The following is a 13,584-nucleotide window of genomic DNA, read 5'->3' on the forward strand; positions in this document are numbered from 1 at the left end:
GGCCACCTGACACGCATCATCGCCCCAGGCGTTTCACCTGGCGGTCCTTCGCGATTCCCGGCTCCAGGAGCGCCTGCTCGAAGCGGTATTGCCACCCGCAGACATGCATCAACCGTCTTGAACGCTGCCGCCTGAGGTCACGTGCATGCTCGACCGTGCCGCATCTCATCATCTGGGTCGACTCTCCAGCTTCGTAGAGGCCTGTGGCGTTTCCTGTCCTCGAGAACTCCACCGCCACGTGCCTGTCGAACGACAGCTCGAACGCACTGACATTCCCCTTCGGCAGCCGCCTGGCCCGTCGGAACGCGGCCTGCTGTTCGACTGGCAGCGTCGCGACCCTCGACCTCAGGGAGTCATACGTCGCCAGGTCGAGCCAGCAGGTGGTCCGGCGGATGGACCCGAGGTAGCTCAACCAGAACTTCCGTCGGTCCTGCGCATGCATCGCCCGCTCGAAGAAGAACTCCAGGTCCTGCTGGATGAGCGCGGCCAGGAACACATCGAACGCCGCCTGTCCCAGGACACGCACCGCGTCCCACGCCCTACTCAAGGTCCTCAACCGGGGATCACCGAAAACATGGTCCCGGATGATCAACCGCTCCTCGAGCCGCCCCCGGACGTCAGGCGCGAGCAATCGAGAGGCCCAGCACTCCAGCGCGGCGGCGACCACGGCGACACGGGCCTCCAGCGGCGCCGACGTCACGACGTCATCCGTGTTGTTGTGAGGCAACCACGACCGCCCCAGCGGCTCATCGACGAGGAACTTCAACCCTTCCGACACATCCTGCCGGGTCTTCACCCTCTGCCGCAGGTACTCCGCGATGACATGTCCCGCGTAGGCAGTCCCGGGCCTGAGGCCAACGCTCGTGAGCATCTCGACCACGTCCACGAGGGCATGGGCCCGCCAGTGCTCCGCCAGCATGCGCGGCCCCTCCGGCCCCAAAGCCTCTCGGAGGGGCATGGGAAGCACCCACCCAGGCCCCCTCTTCGGATGAGCTCCAGCCACCAAGCCACTGCCGCACCGCCCGGAGCAGGCACTTCGGACCCTGGTCGAGAAGCCAGCCCATGCCATGGGACCCACCTCGCGCCACAAGCCTGGTACCGCGCGCCGCTTTCAGCGGGACAGCCTGGAGAAGTCTCGCGCCCACGGTTTCTTGAGCGCCGCCGCGACGACCTGCGTCTGTCGTCTCCGGACGAGACGCTCAAGCTCCCGATCATCCACTCGCCGAGCGCGAGGGATTGAGCTCACAAAGAAAGCCAGACACGGATGATACCCTGCCCTGGCTTCGCCGAGCCATCGCCCTCTCGGGATATTGCGCGCCTTCCCGGAAGAAGGCAGACGACGGCGCTCGGCCCCCGCTGGCCCGGGTCTTGCCATGGAGCCCCCATGGAGGAAGACACGGAATGGGTATTCGCGCAGGGGTGGTGGGGACGGGATTGCTGGTGATGTCTTTGGTATCGGTGGGTTGCAGCGACGACTCCTCAACAGTGGATCCGCAGGATGGCCCCAGCACGGATCCGTCCGATGGAAACGAAGTTCCCTCGCTCCCCCCTCCGGGTTCCCTTCCGGACGCCGGCACGCTCCCTCCCGATGAAGATGGGGGGACACCCGACGCGGGCGAAACCCCCGACGCGGGGACGACGCCAGAGCCCGATGCCGGAACCGGCGAGACACCCGACGCGGGCCCGTGGCCCACGGACGCGGTGCTCGACTACACGCGCACGTTCGGTGTCGCCAAACCCCAGAGCGTCGGGCTCGATGAAGGGCTCAACCTCTGGCTCCTCGACGGCCGCCGCATCGGTGTGCTGCGCCCGGGCGACACCCAACCCACGTGGACCGCCAACGTCGGGCAGGCGGCGGAGCCGTTCAGCCCGGACTCGCTCGCGACCGGGTCCACCGTCATCTGCGGCGGCGAGGCCGGACGCGCGTACGTGGGCTACTCCGCCAACGAGATGAAGCGCGCGGAGGGCATCGAGCAACGCACGTACATCCCCTGGAAGGGGGAAGCGGGCTACTCCGCCGAGCGCTTCGCCGAGTACCGCAAGGGCGACCTCGACGCGGTCCGCCTCCAGCCGGATGGCAGCGTCAAGCTCGAGGAGCACCTCTGGCGCAGCACCGGCGCGTCGAACGCGGGCCGCGAGGCGGGCATCCACAACACCAATGACTTCCACTACGAGGAGGACCGCACCGTCCTCAACTGCGCCCGCGTGACGCGCGGACGCGATCGCGGCGACCTCTACATCACCACCAACCACGGCGTGACGCGCATCCAGGGGCTCACCTACAACAGCCACCGCCACCCGGGCTGGTACCTCTTCGAGGACGGCTCGGAGTGGGGCTCGCTCCAGTGCCCGTACATGCACGGCCTGGGCATCGGGCAGAACGGCGACGTCCTCGTCGCCAACGAGCAGATGGTCGGCGTGCTCGTGCCCAGCCCCAAGCTGGAGGAGTGGGACCGCGAGCAGACCTGGGAGGGCCCCACGCCCTGGTCGTTCAAGAGCTACAACGACGCGCTCAACGGTCAGGCCACCGACGACTACTGGCGCGCCTTCGAGCAGGTCCGCTCGGGCCGCTACTACCTGGGCAGCGCGCAGTACGGCGTCTGGGCGCTGACGCCGAAGAACCGCTCGACGGGCAACTGGTCGAAGCTCGCGGGCCTGCCCACCCACCGAATCCTGTCACTCAAGGCGACGGACGATGGCGCCCTCTACATCGGCACCGACGGCGCGGGCCTCTGGCGGCTGGAGGCGGACGGCACCACGCTGGCCCAGGTCCGCGAGGTCTCCGGGCAGCGCGTGCTCCAGCTCGTCTACGAGCCCACCGTGACGCCGAGCATGCTGCTCGTCCTCACCAACCAGGGGCTCACGGTCCTCCGGGGACCGTAGGCCCTCAGACGAGCTTCGCCAGGGTGGGCAGCACCTGCCCGCTCAGGCCCTGGACGAAGTGGTGGAAGCGCTCCGTGTTCGCGGCGGACTCGTAGTTCACGAGCCACGTGTCCCCGCGCGCGGAGCGCACCTCGTCCACGATGCCCGCCGCCGGCCACACCGCGCCGGACGTGCCCGCGGCCAGGAACACCAGGCGCGTGCCATCCTTGCGCGTGATGAACTCGCCAATGCGCGCCAGGTCGCCGGGGTCCAGCATCTCCCCGAACCAGACGATGTCCGGCCGCAGCCGGCCTCCGCAGCCGTCGCACCGGGGCACCGTGCCCGACGGGTGCACCGTGGTGTCCGCGAAGGGCTCACGCGGGCAGTCCGCGCACTTCGTGCGGAACAGGTTGCCGTGCATGTCCACCACGCGCCTGCTGCCCGCCTTCGTGTGCAGGCCGTCCACGTTCTGCGTGGCCAGGAGGAAGCGGTCGCCCAGGTGCTCCTCCCAGCGCACCAGCGCGTCGTGGCCCGGGTTGGGCTTCACGTCCGCCGCCCCCGCGCGGCGCTGTGAATAGAAGCGCCAGACGAGCGAGGGGTTCGCCTCGAAGCCCTGCGGGGACGCCACGGCCTCGACGGGGTGGTTCTCCCACAGCCCGTCCATGCCACGGAACGTGGGCACTCCGCTCTCCGCGGAGACTCCGGCGCCGGTGAGCACGAGCAGGCGGGTTTTCGAATCCAGGACGAGCGGTTCCACACGGCCTCCAGTGCCAGCGGACACGGGGGTTGTTAGAAGGGGCGGGACTGAATTCCGGACAGAGGACCCCATCATGGCCGAAGTCACCCTGGATCTGCGCGGTCAGCCCAAGACCGAGGCATACGCCGAGCTGAAGACGCACGCGCTCGCCATCCTCGAGGGCGTGGATGACGACATCTGCGCGATGGCGACGATGAGCTGCCTGCTGCACCACGCCTTCGGCCACCTGTGGACGGGCTTCTACCGGGTGGTGACGCCCGGGAAGCTGCTGCGCGTGGGCCCCTACCAGGGGACGCTCGGGTGCCTGGAGATCACCTTCGGCAAGGGCGTGTGCGGCACGTCCGCCGCCAGGGGCGAGACGGTGGTGGTGCCGGACGTGAGCGCATTCCCGGGCCACATCACCTGCGACGGGCGCTCCGCGTCGGAGATCGTCGTGCCGGTGTTCGGCCGCAACCGCGAGCTCCTCGCCGTGCTCGACATCGACTCCGAGCACAAGAACACCTTCGACGACGCGGACCGCGCGGCGCTGGAGGACCTGATGTCCTGGTTCCAGCACCGCGCGGGCTGAGCGCCGCTGCGCTCAGCGCTTCGAGAGGCGTGCGTAGGCCACGGCCAGCGCCCCCGCGAAGCGCGCGTTGTTCTCCAGGAGCGCCAGGTTCGTCTTGAGGCTCTTGCCCCCGGTGCGGCTGGCCAGCTCGCCCAGCAGGAACGGCGTCACGGCCTTGCCGCGCACGCCCTGCCGCTCCGCGTCCGCCAGCGCCGACGCGATGTGCAGCTCCACGTCGTTGCGAGGCAGCGCGGCCTCCGCCGGCGGCGGCACCGTGTAGAGCACCCCGCCCTGCCCCAGCGACTCGAAGCGAGCGTGGGCGATGCGCGCGGCGGTCTCCGCGTCGTCCGCGCGGTGCTCCAGCGAGAGGCCGGACTCGCGGCTGTAGAAGGACGGCAGCTCGTTCGTGCCCACGCCGATGACGGGCACGCCCGCGGTCTCCAGCAGCTCCATCGTCTTGGGCAGGTCCAGCACGGACTTGGCGCCCGCGCACACCACGGCGACGGGGTAGCGCGACAGCGCCGCGATGTCCTGCGAGATGTCCCAGTGCTCGGAGGCCCCGCGGTGCACGCCGCCGATGCCGCCGGTGGAGAAGACGCGGATGCCCGCCGCCGCGGCCAGCTCACATGTGGCGCTCACCGTGGTGCCGCCGCTGGCGCGGGTGGCCACCGCGACGGCGAGGTCGCGCGAGCCCACCTTGAGGAGCCTCTCCTTGCCCTCGGCCAGCCGGCGCAGCGCGGCGTCCTCCAGGCCAATCCACACCTCGCCGTCCACGAGCGCGATGGGCGCGGGCACGGCGCCAGCGCGGCGCACGGCCTCTTCGCACGCGCGAGCGGCGGCTAGGTTGTCGGGGTACGGCAGGCCCTGCGCGACGACGCTCGTCTCCAGCGCCACCAGCGGCTGCCCGGAGTCCCTCGCGCGCCGCACCTCGTCTGAATAGCGGAAGTCCATGGGCGGGCATTTACGCCATGGCCTGGGCGGACGGACAAGCACGCGCGCGGGGGAAACATCCGCACGACGTCGCCTCCGGGTGGGAGCGCACCTCGCGTGCGTGCAGGCAACCGAGACCGTGGAACGGACGGCTCCCGTTCGTTGCGGCCCCGTGGGTTGCATCCGGACCCGGGCCGCCCTATGCCCCGCCGCCGTGAGCACCTCGTCGCCCGCGGTCGCAGCGCCTGCCCGTCTCCTCTCCACCTCGGACCTGGCGATGATCGCCGTCGTGGTCGTCTGGGGGACGAACTACACCCTCGTGAAGGACGCGCTGGAGGGCATGCCGGCGCGGGCCTTCATGTCGCTGCGCTTCGGGCTCGCGGCGCTCGCGATGGGGCTCGTGCTGCTCGCGGTGGAGGGCCACAAGCCGATGCCGTGGAGGACGTTCCTGCGGCTCACCGCGCTGGGGTTCGTGGGCAACACGCTGTACCAGCTGTGCTTCATCGAAGGGCTCGCGAGGACCACGGCGGCCAACAGCGGGATGCTCACGGCGGTGAGCCCGGTGGTGACGGCGGCGCTGGGCGCGGCCCTGGGCATCGAGCGGCTTCGGCGCCCCGTCGTGGCGGGCCTCTCCCTCGCGGTGGTGGGCACGCTGCTCGTCGTCGGGGCCCGGGGCCCCAACCTGGGCGCGGCGACGTGGATGGGCGACGCGCTGATTGTCGGCAGCTCGCTGTGCTGGTCCATCTACACGGTGGGCACGCGCGCCGTGGGCGACGGCGTGTCCGCGCTGCGCGTCACCGCCATCACCATGCTCACGGGCGCCCCGGGCGTCGTGCTGGCCGGGGCCTCCCAGGTCATCGAGATGGACGCGTCGCGCGTGGGCGTCGCGGGCTGGGTGGCGCTCGTGTACTCGGCGCTGGTGCCGCTGGTGCTCGCGTACTTCGTGTGGTTCCGCAGCGTCCAGCAGGTGGGCACCAACCGCACGACGCTCTACGGCACCGGCATCCCCGTGGTCGCCGCCCTCACCGCCTGGGCCATCCGTGGCGAGCGCCCCACCCTGCTCCAGACGCTCGGCGCGGCGCTCATCCTCACAGGGGTGCTGCTCAGCCGCCGCAAGGACACCGCCAGCACCAGGGCCTGAGGAGCGCGCGCTGCCCGCTCAACCGCGAGTCCCACGCTCCAGCGTCAGCGCGTACTCCTCCATCTTCCGGTCGAGCGTGGGCCGGCTGATGCCCAGCAGCTCCGCCGCGCGGACCTTCTTCCAGCCGGACTCGCGCAGCGCCTCCGCGATGGCGTCCCGCTCCAGGCGGGCCACCTGCTCCTGCAACGTGCGCGGCACGTGCCCCACCACGCCCTCGCGCACCTCCGGCGGCAGCTGCGGAATGCCCACGTGGCCCGCCGCGTACACGCGCCCCAGCCGCTCCGCGACCAGCTCCAGCTCGCGGACGTTCTGCGGCCACGGATACTCCGCCAACAGGCGCCGGGCCTCCGGCCCCAGCACCGGCGCCTCCCGCCCGCCCTGCCGCGCGCCGCGCAGCACGAAATGCTCCAGCAGCACCGGCACGTCGCCGCGACGCTCGCGCAGGGGCGGCACCTCCATTTCGAAGCCCGTGAGCCCCCGGGCCAGCGCCGCGTCGAGCTCGCCCCGCGACGCGAGCCGCGACACCGGCGACGCACTGGTGGCGACGATGCGCACGTCCACGGGCTCCTCTCCGCCCTGCCGGGCAGGAGCCGCGCGCCGGGCCAGCATCCGCGCCAGCCGCTCCGCCGCCGGCCGGGGAAGCGCCTCCACGTGGCGCAGCAGCAGCGTGCCCGCGTCCGCGCGCAGCACCGCGGACGTCACCGGCGGCTGGCCCGGCGCGCCCGCGCGGCCGAAGAGCGCCACCTCCACGGCCTCCAGCGGCTGACGGCACTCCACCGTCACCCACGGCCCCAGGGCGCGCGGCGACCTCCCGTGGAGGAAGCGCGCCAGCAGCGCCTTGCCCGTGCCGGGCTCGCCATACAGCACCACCGGGGCGGCGCTGCCCGCCGCGCGCCGCGCCTCCTCCACCACGCCCCGGAACGCCCGTGACGTCCCCAGCGGCGTCACCCACGGCGTCTCCGCGGCCTCCGCCTCGCCGCGCGAGCGCACCGCCGTATAGGCCTCTCCGCCCAGCCGCCCCAGCGACGCGAGCAGCTGGCCCTCGCCCTCGGTGAACGGCGGCTCCTCGCGCTCCACGTACAGCACGCCAAAGGGCATCCCGCCCGAAGCCACCAGCGGCGAGCACAGCGCCGTGCTCGTCCGCCCCAGCTCCTTGCGCTCCAGCGCCGCCTGCACCAGCGCCCGGGGCACCTCCACGGACGCCGCGCCGGACACCGCCGCCGTGCGCAGCCCCTCTGGCCCGCCCAGGAGCGCCGCGGCGCGGTCCGCGTTGAGCGCGTGCGCCGTCTCCTCCGACAGCCGCCGCAGCACCATGGCCTCGCTGGTGGCCCCCAGCAGCGCCGTCCCCGCCGAGTACATCGCCGCCGCCGCCCCCACGTGTGGCAGCACCTCCTCGATGGGCACGTGCTCCGGCTCCGGGGCGCTCGCGCCGGAGGGCTCGTCCACGATGGACACCGGCGGCGGCTCGTACACCGCGATGGTGGCGCCTACGCGCATCCGGTCGCCCGGCCGCAGCACCGCCTCCTCCTGGAGCGCCAGCCGCTGCCCGTTGAGCAGCGTGCCGTTGGTGGAGCCCAGGTCGCGCAGCCGCACCTGCCCCGCGATGGGGTCCAGGAACAGCTGCGCGTGGCGACGCGACACCTGGTCATCTTCCAGCGGGATGTCGCAGGAAGGGCTGCGGCCGAGGGTCAACTGGGAGACGACCTCGTACCGGCGCCCCGCCGAGGGGCCCGTGAGCAGCAGCAATGCCGGCATGCGGGCGGGGAGCCTACCAGCGCACCAAGGGGCACCCGCAAGACGCGTCGGGGTGGACGCGCCGCTACATCGGACGTTCGGCGTTCAACAGAGTCCGCAGCTCGGACTCGTTGAGCGCGCGGCCCTCCCGGGCGATGGCCAGGGCGTTGATCTGCTTCTCCTCCACCTCCACGTGGGCCCCCTTGCGCCACTCCGTGGTGTGCACCGCGCCATCCACCAGCCGGCCCACGACGGAGCCCTCGTCCCGGGCCACCGCCTCCAGCCACAGGTTCTCCACCACCACCTCGCCCTCCGGGTGCGTCTCGAAGGGGGCCCGCACCAGGAACGTGAGGGGCTCCATCAACCCCTTGCGCTGGAAGCGCGCCAGGAACGCGGGCAGCAGCGCCTGCGCCTCCTCGTGCATGGCCTGGGTCTGCTCGGCCGGCTCCTTGGCGAAGCGCTCCCGGTACGTCGCCAGGAGCTCCGCCGTGTTGTGCCGGCCCAGCGGCGACACCACCGTGAGGAACAGCCCCTCGTGGCCCTCGAAGGCGTCCAGCGGCACGCCCAGCAGGTTCGCGCGGGCCTCCTCCGACGGGACCAGGGTGAAGCTCTGGCCCTCGCTGGTGGCCACCTCCGAGCGCAGCGCCGGCCCCTGCGCGAACGCCAGGTCCGTGCACAGCTCGTGGAGGAAGCTCTCCGCGGCCAGGAGGTCGTTCTCCCCCAGGTGGAAGATCTCCACGTCGCGCGCGCCGAACTTCTCCATCCCGTGCGAGTGCACCCACAGCGGCGTGTCCCCCTCCGCCAGCTCGATGGCGTGCAGGTGCACGTGGTCGCGGATGTCGAAGTCCAGCTCCGTGATTTCAACCACGTCCTCGGGCTCGTGCAGCTTGAACGCCGTCAGGTCCACGAGCACGCCCGGCACCTGCTCCATCAGCGTGCGCACGGTCCACAGCGCCTCGAAGACGGGCAACGTGGGCTGCGGGCCGCCCGGCTCCAAGAGGAACGCGTAGCAGGCCTGGGAGCGCTCCACGCGCGCGAAGGCGTCCGGGCTCCCGCTGAACAGCTCCTGGACGACGCGCGGACGGCCGTCGCTCAGGGGCTTGAGCACCACCTTCACCTCCGAGCCGTCCGCCCGCACGGTGAAACCCCAGCCGCCCTCGTGCGGAACGAACTCCACCTCGTCCGTCGCGAACGCCGCGCGCAGCGCGTCCAGGGCCGGCGGCTCGGCCTGCTCGGTGGCCAGGACGTAGACCTCCTTCACAGGTGCTTCTCTATCTGTCGGAAGAGGTCCACGCGGTCCACCAGGTTGGTGAGGTAGTCCAGCTTGTCCGTCCCCAGCACCAGCACCGGCGACAGCGAGTAGCCCTCGAACCACTCCTCGTAGAGGGCGTTGAGGCGCTTCAGGTACGGGGTCGGGATGTCCTTCTCCATGGCCCGCCCGCGCAGGCGGATGCGCTCCTTCAGCGTGGCCACCGGGCAGCGCAGGTAGATCATCAGGTCCGGCGGCCGGAGCGACTGGGCGAGGGTCTGGTACAGCTCCCAGTACGTGGACCAGTCGCGCTTGTCGATGAGCCGCTGCCGGTGGAGGTTCTTGGCGAAGATCTCTGCGTCTTCGTAGAGCGTCCGGTCCTGGAGCACGGTGCCGGCCGTGCGCTCCAGCTCCCGGTGCAGGCGGAACTTGTGCGTCAAGAAGAAGAGCTGCGAGCGGAACGCCCACGTCTTCATGTCCTTGTAGAAGTCCGCGAGGTAGGGGTTCTGGTCATTGGGCTCGAAGGACGGCGTGAGGCCGTACTTCCGGCACAGGAAGGACGTGAGCTCCGTCTTTCCAGCTCCGATGTTGCCCGCGATGGCGATGAACTTTTTCCTGGCCACGCGACCCTTGCTTGTAACCCCAGCGAGCGGCATTCACCAGAAACAATGGCGAGGGGAGCCATGGTAGATAAAGTGCATGCCCCCGCCCCGTTCCGCACGTCCAGGAGCCCGAGCCGGCGCCCCCGCCGCGCCGCCTGCCTGCACGACGGGTGAGCGGCACCCCCGGGGCCCTACCGGTGCTCAGGCCCCCCGGTAGGAGGAAAGGCGACGCATGCTGCGCAAGCTGTGGTGCATTCTCGTGGTCACGGTCTGGTCCATCATCTGCTTCCCGTTGGCCTGCCTCACGATGCTGGTGACGCTCAACCCGTCGCGCTCGGTGTGGTTCGTGCGGACGTACTGGTCTCCGGTGCTCCTGTGGGCCGGCGGCGCGAAGCTGGAGGTCATCGGCCAGGAGCACGTGGACCCGAAGCGGCCCACCATCTACGTGGGCAACCACCTGTCCACGCTCGACATCCCGGCGCACTTCGTCTCCGTGCCGGTGGACTTCCGCTTCGTCGCCAAGACGCAGCTGCGCTTCGTGCCCCTCATCGGCTGGTACCTCTGGCTGGCGGGGCACATCTTCATCGACCGGGGAGACCGCGCGTCCGCCATCGCGTCCCTGGAGAAGGCCGCCCGGAAGATCCGCGCCGGCACCAGCATCTTCCTGTACCCGGAAGGCACCCGCTCCCAGGACGGCCGCGTGCTGCCGTTCAAGAAGGGCCCCTTCGCGCTCGCCCTCAGGGCCCGCGTGCCCATCTGCCCCGTCACCATCGAGGGCACCGACGACATCATGCCCAAGAACTCGTGGAACATCCGGCCGGGCGTGGTGCGCGTGAAGATCGGCCGCCCCATCGACACCACCGGCTTCGCGGACAACGACCGCGAGGGCCTGGCCCGCGCCGTGCGCGCGCAGATCATCGCCGACAGCCTGTCATTGGGCGGCAAGGGCGGTGACCCCGACGCGGCCGTCGCCCCGCCGAACCGCGAGGGCGTCGCGCAGCTTGCCTCCACCGTCACCTCCAAGGCCTCCTGAGCTCCCCGTGCACCTGAACGCGAACCCCCTCCGCTGGCCTGCCGCCCTCCTGGGGCTGGGGCTGCTCGTCACCGGCTGCGGCCATGGCCAGGCCCAGGCCCCCGCGCTGTCTCCCCAGGCCCAGGCGCGCGCGTACCTGGACGGCAACCGGCCCGAGGACGCGGTGAAGCTGCTGCGCGAGCTGCACACCCGCACGCCGGACGACGTGGACGTGGCGCGCGCCCTCACCGAGGCCCAGGTGAAGGCGGGCCACGCGGACGCCTGGGCGGAGGAGCTGCGCCAGGCCATCGAGAAGAACGAGCGCGCGGTGGACCAGTACATGCTGGGCCTGACGCTCTTCTCGCGGGCCCGGGACGCGGGCGCCCCCACCGTGGCCGCCTTCGAGCGCGCCATCTCCCTGTCCCCCACCACCGCGGAGTTCCACTACCGCCTGGGCGTCGCGCGCCTGGAGTCGGAGCAGTACGCCGCCGCGCTGGGGCCGCTGCGCAAGGCCGTGGAGCTGGCCCCCGAGCGCGCGGGCTGGAAGCTGCCCCTGGCCAAGGCCCTGGCCCGCACGGGGGACACACCGGGCGCGGTGGAGGCCCTGGGCACCGTCGTGCGCGGCACCCCCACCCCCGCGGAGGTGGCCACCGCGCGGGCGCTGATGAACCAGCTGGCGGACCCGTTCCAGAACTTCCCCAAGGCGGCGGAGGGGAAGCTGGAGGAGGGCATGCGCTACCTGCACGAGCTGGACGCGCCCCAGCACGCCCTCATCGCCTTCGAGGAGATCCTCCACGACTACCCGGACCTGGCCGTGGTGCACGCGCTCCTGGGGCTGGCCTACCAGCGCCTGGATGACGCCGGCCGCGCCGTGGATGAATTCAAGCAGGCCATCGAGCGCGCCCCCCAGGACGGCAAGAACCAGCTCTACCTGGGAGAGCTGTACCTGTCGCGCCAGCGCACGGACGCGGCCCGCACCGCCTTCGAGAAGGCCGTGGCGCTCAACCCGCTGCTCGACCTGGCCTGGTTCCGCCTGGGCGACCTGCGCCTGGAGGCACGTGATCTGACCACCGCAAAGGAGGCCTTCCAGGTGGTGGTGACGCTGACGCCGGACTCGGTGGCCGCCCGCGGCAAGCTGTCGCTCGTGTACCAGTTGGAGGGGGACTACGCGGCCGCGCAGCGGGAGCTGAAGGTCATCACGGACAAGGACCCGGAGAACACCGAGTTCGCCCTGCGCCTGGGCCTGCTCTACACCGAGGAGGCCCAGAAGGCCCGCCGCCCCGAGGACCGCCAGAAGGCCGCGAGCGAGGCGGAGCGCTGGCTGGGGAAGGTGCTGGAGACCCAGCCCGACAACGCGGTGGCCAGCAAGGCGCTGCAGGTGCTCAAGGGCCAGTAGCCACCGGCGCGCCGCGCCCTCTAGACTCCGCCTCCGATGAGCGACGCGCGCAAACCCGCCCCTCCCAGCCCCCCGCCGCCTCGGACGCCGTCCAATCCCGGCACCCAGCCCCGGGCGGCCACCAGCCCCGGCATGCGCGCCGTGAGCGCCGCCCGCGCGGCCCCCCTGGAGAAGCCCAAGCCGGAAGGCCCCCTGGGCAAGCGCGTGGCGGAGGAGACGTCCAACGTCCTCCTCAACGCCTTCTCCATCCTCAAGGAGCAGGTCGCGGACTTCGCCGCGAGCGACCGCTTCTTCAAGTACAAGGCCGGCATCGTCGCGGGCTGGCTCGTCCTGTCCGTCGCCAGCCTCGGAATCGCGTGCCCGGGCAGCTCGCTGGACACGGGTGACATGGACGCGCGCCTGGTGCTCAGCGACAAGCTGGACCGGCCCTCCGTCACCATCTGGAACGAGAGCAAGGACGTCTGGCGCGACGTCATCATCACCGTGAACAACGAGTACAAGGCCGTGGTGGCGGAGGTGCAGCCCGGCAACTTCGTCACCATCACGCCCAAGCAGCTGCTGGGGAAGAACGGCGGCGCCGCCCCCGCGGACCTCCGCTTCCAGGCGCTGAAGATGAAGAGCGCGGACGACAGCGCCGACCTCACGCCCTCCCTCCAGGAGGAGTGGAAGCGCCTCCTCGAGCCGAAGAAGTAGCCGCCGCGAGGCAACTGGAAACACGAAGGGCGCCCTCCTGAAGCAGGAAGGCGCCCTCGGTGCTTCTTCAGCCCGTCCAGGCCTCACTCACGTGAAGCCTGGAGGCGAACGGCTCAACCCTCGGACTTCGCCTCGGCGGGAGCCTCGGTCGTCTCGGCGGCGGCCGGAGCCTTCGCGGGACGGTCCACCAGCTCGATGAGGGCCATCTCCGCGGCGTCGCCACGGCGGAAGCCCAGGCGCACGATGCGGGTGTAGCCACCCGGACGGGAGGCGTAGCGCTCCTTGTACTCGCTGAACACCTTCTGGAGGACCGCGCGGTCCTTCACGGTGCGAGCGGCAAGGCGCACGTTGGCGAGCCCACCGCGCTTGGCGAGCGTGATGATGCGCTCCGCCAGCGGCCGGACTTCCTTCGCCTTGGGAACGGTGGTGCGGATGGCCCCGTGCTCCAGGAGCGACGTGACCATGTTGTTCAGCATCGCGAGACGGTGGCTCGTGGTGCGGTGCAGCTTCCTCTGTCCGACCTTATGACGCATGCGCGTGCTCCGGGGCCTCTTCCCGAGAACCCCACCACTCCGGCCGTATCAGGTACCGGGTGGGAAGAACGACCCCGACACACAGGGCCGCCGTTGAATCGGGCCCTGTGTACCAGGGCCCCCTGCCT

The 13,584-nt window shown here is 71.2% G+C and carries 13 protein-coding genes; 6 read left to right on the plus strand and 7 right to left on the minus strand.

Annotated elements, in window-relative coordinates; all coding sequences use genetic code 11:
* Window positions 1–16: 16 nt before the first annotated feature.
* Window positions 17–1,069 carry an EH signature domain-containing protein gene (locus U8525_RS29485; RefSeq protein WP_374270045.1) on the minus strand — a complete coding sequence of 351 codons (1,053 nt, stop codon included), beginning with the start codon at window positions 1,067–1,069 and terminating at the stop codon, window positions 17–19.
* A gap of 632 nt (window positions 1,070–1,701) precedes the next feature.
* On the opposite strand from U8525_RS29485, the gene U8525_RS29490 reads away from it, so the two are divergent.
* Window positions 1,702–2,883, plus strand: coding sequence for a hypothetical protein (locus U8525_RS29490; protein ID WP_374270046.1), 1,182 nt, complete (start codon window positions 1,702–1,704; stop codon window positions 2,881–2,883).
* A gap of 4 nt (window positions 2,884–2,887) precedes the next feature.
* Here U8525_RS29490 and U8525_RS29495 read toward each other — a convergent pair whose 3' ends face one another.
* Entirely contained in the window at window positions 2,888–3,619 is a 732-nt protein-coding gene (locus tag U8525_RS29495) for an NAD-dependent deacetylase (RefSeq protein ID WP_374270047.1), read from the minus strand.
* Window positions 3,620–3,692: 73 nt separating this feature from the next.
* Here U8525_RS29495 and U8525_RS29500 point away from each other — a divergent pair, with 73 nt between their 5' ends.
* On the plus strand, window positions 3,693–4,187 hold the full coding sequence (locus U8525_RS29500; protein ID WP_374270048.1) for a GAF domain-containing protein: 495 nt from the start codon (window positions 3,693–3,695) through the stop codon (window positions 4,185–4,187).
* Between the two features lie 12 nt (window positions 4,188–4,199).
* Here U8525_RS29500 and U8525_RS29505 read toward each other — a convergent pair whose 3' ends face one another.
* Window positions 4,200–5,117 (minus strand): pseudouridine-5'-phosphate glycosidase, encoded by a 918-nt coding sequence (locus U8525_RS29505; RefSeq protein WP_374270049.1) that lies wholly within the window; start codon window positions 5,115–5,117, stop codon window positions 4,200–4,202.
* A gap of 256 nt (window positions 5,118–5,373) precedes the next feature.
* Between U8525_RS29505 and U8525_RS29510 the strand changes: the two genes are divergently transcribed.
* Complete coding sequence (locus tag U8525_RS29510) at window positions 5,374–6,237, plus strand: DMT family transporter (protein ID WP_374270050.1); 864 nt, start codon at window positions 5,374–5,376, stop codon at window positions 6,235–6,237.
* A gap of 18 nt (window positions 6,238–6,255) precedes the next feature.
* Here U8525_RS29510 and U8525_RS29515 read toward each other — a convergent pair whose 3' ends face one another.
* From U8525_RS29515 to U8525_RS29525, 3 genes are all read right to left on the minus strand, one after another.
* Entirely contained in the window at window positions 6,256–7,992 is a 1,737-nt protein-coding gene (locus tag U8525_RS29515; RefSeq protein WP_374270051.1) for an FHA domain-containing protein, read from the minus strand.
* Between the two features lie 64 nt (window positions 7,993–8,056).
* Complete coding sequence (locus tag U8525_RS29520) at window positions 8,057–9,232, minus strand: DUF2314 domain-containing protein (RefSeq protein ID WP_374270052.1); 1,176 nt, start codon at window positions 9,230–9,232, stop codon at window positions 8,057–8,059.
* Window positions 9,229–9,843, minus strand: coding sequence for a deoxynucleoside kinase (locus U8525_RS29525; protein WP_374270053.1), 615 nt, complete (start codon window positions 9,841–9,843; stop codon window positions 9,229–9,231). Before U8525_RS29525 ends, U8525_RS29520 begins: the two co-directional genes overlap by 4 nt.
* 211 nt (window positions 9,844–10,054) lie before the next feature.
* Between U8525_RS29525 and U8525_RS29530 the strand changes: the two genes are divergently transcribed.
* From U8525_RS29530 to U8525_RS29540, 3 genes are all read left to right on the plus strand, one after another.
* A complete protein-coding gene (locus tag U8525_RS29530) occupies window positions 10,055–10,855 on the plus strand; it encodes a lysophospholipid acyltransferase family protein (protein ID WP_374270054.1) in 801 nt (266 codons plus the stop codon).
* 7 nt (window positions 10,856–10,862) lie between these two features.
* Window positions 10,863–12,230: a tetratricopeptide repeat protein gene (locus U8525_RS29535; protein WP_374270055.1), complete on the plus strand. Its 1,368-nt coding sequence runs from the start codon at window positions 10,863–10,865 to the stop codon at window positions 12,228–12,230.
* 132 nt (window positions 12,231–12,362) lie between these two features.
* Window positions 12,363–12,923 (plus strand): hypothetical protein, encoded by a 561-nt coding sequence (locus U8525_RS29540; RefSeq protein WP_374270056.1) that lies wholly within the window; start codon window positions 12,363–12,365, stop codon window positions 12,921–12,923.
* 113 nt (window positions 12,924–13,036) lie between these two features.
* On the opposite strand, the gene rplQ is transcribed toward U8525_RS29540, so the two are convergent.
* Complete coding sequence (gene rplQ, locus U8525_RS29545) at window positions 13,037–13,456, minus strand: 50S ribosomal protein L17 (RefSeq protein ID WP_374270057.1); 420 nt, start codon at window positions 13,454–13,456, stop codon at window positions 13,037–13,039.
* Window positions 13,457–13,584 lie beyond the last annotated feature (128 nt).

This window comes from Corallococcus sp. RDP092CA (assembly GCF_041903675.1).
Lineage (GTDB): Bacteria > Myxococcota > Myxococcia > Myxococcales > Myxococcaceae > Corallococcus.

Coding starts and splice junctions, on each gene's coding strand:
- U8525_RS29485 (WP_374270045.1), bottom strand. CDS start 1,069: ATGGCATGGGCTGGCTTCTCGACCAGGGTCCGAAGTGCCTGCTCCGGG.
- U8525_RS29500 (WP_374270048.1), top strand. CDS start 3,693: ATGGCCGAAGTCACCCTGGATCTGCGCGGTCAGCCCAAGACCGAGGCA.
- U8525_RS29505 (WP_374270049.1), bottom strand. CDS start 5,117: ATGGACTTCCGCTATTCAGACGAGGTGCGGCGCGCGAGGGACTCCGGG.
- U8525_RS29510 (WP_374270050.1), top strand. CDS start 5,374: ATGATCGCCGTCGTGGTCGTCTGGGGGACGAACTACACCCTCGTGAAG.
- U8525_RS29515 (WP_374270051.1), bottom strand. CDS start 7,992: ATGCCGGCATTGCTGCTGCTCACGGGCCCCTCGGCGGGGCGCCGGTAC.
- U8525_RS29530 (WP_374270054.1), top strand. CDS start 10,055: ATGCTGCGCAAGCTGTGGTGCATTCTCGTGGTCACGGTCTGGTCCATC.
- U8525_RS29540 (WP_374270056.1), top strand. CDS start 12,363: ATGCGCGCCGTGAGCGCCGCCCGCGCGGCCCCCCTGGAGAAGCCCAAG.
- rplQ (WP_374270057.1), bottom strand. CDS start 13,456: ATGCGTCATAAGGTCGGACAGAGGAAGCTGCACCGCACCACGAGCCAC.